This is a genomic window from Ethanoligenens sp., assembly GCF_047718355.1.
Taxonomy (GTDB): Bacteria; Bacillota; Clostridia; order Oscillospirales; family Ethanoligenentaceae; genus Ethanoligenens.
The window spans coordinates 1-4908 of record NZ_JBDNLG010000133.1 but is presented as its reverse complement, the minus strand read 5'-3'; the positions used below and the strand labels follow the sequence as shown (position 1 = coordinate 4908).

The following is a 4908-nucleotide window of genomic DNA, read 5'->3' as shown; positions in this document are numbered from 1 at the left end:
CCGCAGGATGGACAGACCGTCGGCATCCGGTAGGGCTCTCCCCCGCCGTGTTCGACCACCGACACGATTTCAGGAATGATGTCCCCGGCTTTGCGCACCACCACCGTGTCTCCGATGCAGATGCCCTTTTCCCGGATAAAATCCTCGTTGTGCAGTGTCGCGCGGGCCACCGTACTGCCCGCCAGCAGCACCGGCTCCAGCACCGCAGTAGGGGTCAGCGCGCCGGTGCGTCCGACGTTGATATCGACATCCAGCAGTTGGGTGCGCTTTTCCTCCGGCGGAAACTTAAACGCCACCGCCCAGCGCGGAAATTTCGCCGTGCTTCCAAGCGTGCGGCGATCCGCAAAATCATCGACCTTGACGACCACGCCGTCGATGCCAAACGGCAAAGTACCCCTGCTATCCCCGATGTGCCTGATCTCCGCTTCCACTTCTGTCAGCAAGGCACAGGGGGTATGCGCCACCACCTTAAAGCCCAACTCTTTAAGCAGTGCATGGCCCGCCAGATGACTCCCGACCGTTTCCCCCTCAATGCGCTGGATGTTAAACACAAAGATGTCCAATCCGCGCGCCGAGGTGATTTTTGAATTTTTCTGCCGCAGGGAACCCGCCGCCGCGTTGCGTGGATTTTTAAACGGCTTTTCTTCGCGCAGTTCCTGCTCACGCACCAGTTTTTCAAACTGTGCAACCGGCATAAAGACCTCGCCGCGCACTTCCAAAAACGGCAGCGGGCGCGTCAAACGCAGTGGGATGGAGCGCACGGTGCGCAGATTGGCGGTCACATCCTCACCGGTCACGCCATCACCGCGGGTCGAACCGCGCACAAACAGTCCGTCCCGGTATTCCAGCGCGACCGACAGCCCGTCGATCTTTGGTTCGACGGCATACCGCACCGTTTGCAAAGTGTCATGCATCCGCTCGTCGAATGCGCGCACCTCCTCCAAAGAGAACACGTCCTGCAGGCTCTCCATCGGCACATCGTGCCGCACGGACTCAAATTGACCCAGCGCCGTGCCGCCTATCCGCTGGGTCGGGGAGTCCGGCGCAACCAATTCAGGATGGGCGCTCTCAAGCTCTTCGAGTTCCCGCAGCATCCGGTCGTATTCGTAATCTTCTATTTCAGGCGCGTCCAGCACATAATAGAGATAGTTATGGCGGGACAGCGTCTCCCGCAGTTCTTTTGCACGCGCCACGGCATCCATAACATTCCTCCGTTTCCAAACGATCATCGGTAGTTAGTATACCATTTTTTACTCCAAACGTGTAGGGGGCAAGCGGAAAACTTGAAAAGAACCCCATCACTCTATTCATTGAAAAATCTTCCTGCCTGTTATACAATAGAGCCATCGGGGATGCACAGGTATCCCGAACGAAAGGGGAACCCATATGAAATTTCACGATATGCCTTATACCCGCGTCGATTACGATACCTATCGCGTGGACTTTGAGCAGGCGTTGGACACGTTTACAAAAGCCGGCTCCGCCGACGCACAGCTGGAAGCCGCCAAGGCTGTTTTTAAACTGCGCGACACACTGTGGACCATGTCCCGCCTCTGCTTTATTCGCCACACGGTAGACACCACAGACGCGTTTTACGCGGCGGAGAACGACTATTATGATGAAACCAACCCTAAATTCGATGAGTTGAATAACCGATTCTACAAGGCACTGGACGCGTCGCCCTACCGCGCGGAACTGGAAAAAACGCTGGGTTCCCTGCTGTTCCAAAACATCGGTATTTCTCTGCGCAGCTTTGATGAAAAAATCATGGGCGATATGGCGGAAGAAAACCGCCTGTGCTCCACATATCAAAAGCTGATTGCGTCGGCACAGATCGAATTTGACGGCAAAACGCTCAATCTTTCCCAGTTGGGCGCATATTTTGAGTCGCTTGACCGAACCGTGCGCAAGGCGGCAATGGCCAAACGTTCGGCATTTTTTCTTGCCCATCAGGAAGAACTGGATACCATTTATGACCAGCTCGTCCATGTGCGGGATAAACAGGCCAAAACACTTGGATTTGCGAATTATACGCCGCTTGGCTACCTGCGTATGACACGCAACAGCTATACACGTAAGCAGGTAGAGGCATTCCGCCATCTGGTCAAAACCGAAATTGTTCCCATTGCCACCGAACTGCGTCAAAAGCAAAAAACACGTTTAGGACTCGACCCACTGTATTTTTACGATGAGACCCTGCAATTTGCAAACGGCAACCCCAAGCCACAGGGCACGCCGGAGGAAATCTTTCAAAACGGGCAGAAGATGTACCGGGAACTTTCCGAAGAAACGGGCCATTTTTTTGATTTCATGCTGCAAAACGAGCTGTTTGACGCGCTGGGGCGTAAAGGCAAGGCAGCCGGCGGCTACTGCGACGAATTGGTCGATTACAAAGCACCATTCATCTTTGCCAATTTCAACGGCACGTTTGACGACATTTCCACACTGACGCATGAAGCCGGGCACGCTTTCCAGTTTTATATGTCCCGCGACAACTTCCCACCGGAATACCGATCGCCCACATTGGAATCCTGCGAGATTCATTCTATGTCGATGGAATTTTTCACCTGGCCCTGGATGAACCTGTTCTTTGGCGAAAACGCTGACCGCTACCGCTATATGCATCTGGGCGGCGCCCTGTTATTCCTGCCATATGGCTGTGCGGTGGACGAATTCCAGCACATTGTCTATGACCACCCGGATATGACGCCGGACGAACGCAGAGCCGCGTGGATGAAACTGGAGGAAACCTATCAACCGGGCATTCAGTATGACGGCGACGCGTTCTTTGGCAAAGGCGGACGCTGGCAGCGGCAAAGCCACATTTACGAGCGCCCATTCTACTATATCGACTATTGTCTGGCGCAGACCTGCGCGCTGGAGTTTTGGGCGCTGATGCAAAAAGACCGCAAAACGGCATGGCAAAAGTATCTGACGCTCTGCAAGCTGGGCGGCAAGGACACGTTCACCGGTCTGCTGGGGCAAGTTGGGCTGGACACGCCGTTTGACGCAACCTGCCTAAAAACCGTAGCGGGCGCCGCCAAGGCATTCATCGACGGGTTCGACGAGAGCAAATTGCAATAAGGCATCGACACCTATGCACAAGCGCCGTGCGGACACCCATTGTCCCTGCGGCGCTTTTCTGTTTATCTTTTTTGGCTTGTCGTACCGCTGGCAGCGGAAGAAGCCGTGTTCCCATAACTGCCATATGTAAAGGCATTGTTCGCGGCATCCCCGGAGCCGCCTGAACCAGGCACATTGAAATACTGCCCCGGTACAGTGCCCACCAAAATGCTTTCCGCCACCATAAATTCATTCTGGACATGAACCGTCGTCTGGCTATCTGAAAGCATAACGGTCATGTCCGCGTGCACTGTCAGATAGATATCCTGCTTGGTCTGATTGATTCCGGCAGCAGAAAATTTGCTGGTGATGGAGGAGTCCACATCTTCCACCGGTGAGAACCGCAGTATCACATTCGGTCCACGTCCCGAAAAAAGCGGCCCCCCAAAGATGTTCCCAATGGGAATCGCAATGTCGCTGTTGGGCAAGTTATTGAGCGCGTCCAGCGCACTGCGTGTGATCTCATACTTCAAAATGTTAATCTGGGTGGAATCAGCCTGCACGGCAATGATTTCACCGTTTTCATTTTTTTGATAATGCATCAGGGTATCGTAACTGACGTTATTCGTTTTTAAAACCTGCCCAACCGCATCGTTGATTTTACGCACGGCAATACTTCTCGCGCTGTAAGCCGCATATGAGCGAAATACCGGGCCGACTTTCCAATTCAACACCAGGTATCCCAACAAAAGTGCCAGCAGCACACAGAATATCCGCAGCCAAAAACGACGTTTGCGTGACATATGGTATTTACGCTTGAATTGTGGCATGGCGCCCTCCCTGTGGAAGCTGACCGACAAAAGCAGCAGGCAGTCCTACCCCTGCCCACTTTGTTAAATAGGGCTTTCGCCCCACTATATGCCGTTGCGCCCTGTCCGCATACCTTTTTTACGTTCATAAGGCACTCTTTCATCTACAGGAGTTCCAATTAAAAAAGCGGTCACCCGTATTCTTTGAACCAACTGGTGATATCGGATACTGAAACCGCGTCAAAAGCAAGTGGCAAGGCAAGCAAAAGTGCTTCAACAGATCGTACCTTGACTCGCCCCAAAATGGCTTGCAGCCATTTAATTTTATTCTGTTTTGGGTATGTGTTTTTTCCAATATTACATCGGATGAATCCTAACAGCCATCTTACTGGCGTTTTTCACCATCACTCCATGACGCATTATTATAGTCTTTTAGGATTTTGGCTAACACCTGTAGATCGTTCAGACTGTATTGACTCAAAAAAGCAGTCATCTCATCATCCATGCGCCGATGCATTTCTATGTGCAATGCGGATAAATCTCTGCCAAGGGTAGTTAGATGAAAAACACTTTCTTTTTTATTGCCGGGAACGTGCTCTTTTAGAATAAGCTGTTTCAAAAGCAATTTTCGGATGTTTTTCGACACGGTACCTTTTGGAATGCCCGTCTGTCGGGCAATCTTTGCGCTGTTTACCGGCTCCAATTCTCCAATCGCATTTAAAATGTGAATGGAGATGACAGTTAATTCCTGTATGACCTTCGCCATATCCGGTTGGCGGCAGTTTTGTAACAAAATCTGTGTTTCCCGATCCACTTCTGCCGCATGTCGGTTGGAGACGCTCAAGAACTGCTGTCGTATAGTCTCAATCAAGACATCGGCACTGGGTCTGATACTGTTGGATTCTTTTTCAGCCAAGTGTCCTCTCTCCAATCTCAGAACAATTTGTCTCAGTATATCACAAAAATGATTTCCAGGAAACCATCTTGACGTATCAGGTAGTTTATGATATATTGTTTCTAGGAAACAATATATCAT

The 4908-nt window shown here is 51.5% G+C and carries 4 protein-coding genes; 1 reads left to right on the top strand and 3 read right to left on the bottom strand.

The window, feature by feature from the left end:
- Positions 1-1202: NAD-dependent DNA ligase LigA (ligA, locus tag ABF463_RS13875; protein ID WP_415534526.1), on the bottom strand; the 1202-nt coding region annotated here is incomplete at its 3' end.
- Positions 1203-1386: 184 nt separating this feature from the next.
- Between ligA and ABF463_RS13870 the strand changes: the two genes are divergently transcribed.
- Entirely contained in the window at positions 1387-3084 is a 1698-nt protein-coding gene (locus tag ABF463_RS13870; RefSeq protein ID WP_415534524.1) for a M3 family oligoendopeptidase, read from the top strand.
- Positions 3085-3146: 62 nt separating this feature from the next.
- Here the strand turns inward: ABF463_RS13870 and yunB are convergent, their stop codons facing one another.
- Positions 3147-3893, bottom strand: a complete 747-nt coding sequence (gene yunB, locus ABF463_RS13865; RefSeq protein ID WP_415534522.1) for a sporulation protein YunB — start codon at positions 3891-3893, stop codon at positions 3147-3149.
- Between the two features lie 364 nt (positions 3894-4257).
- Positions 4258-4788, bottom strand: a complete 531-nt coding sequence (locus tag ABF463_RS13860; RefSeq protein WP_415534520.1) for a MarR family transcriptional regulator — start codon at positions 4786-4788, stop codon at positions 4258-4260.
- Positions 4789-4908: the final 120 nt, after the last annotated feature.

Coding starts and splice junctions, on each gene's coding strand:
- yunB (WP_415534522.1), bottom strand. CDS start 3,893: ATGCCACAATTCAAGCGTAAATACCATATGTCACGCAAACGTCGTTTT.
- ABF463_RS13870 (WP_415534524.1), top strand. CDS start 1,387: ATGAAATTTCACGATATGCCTTATACCCGCGTCGATTACGATACCTAT.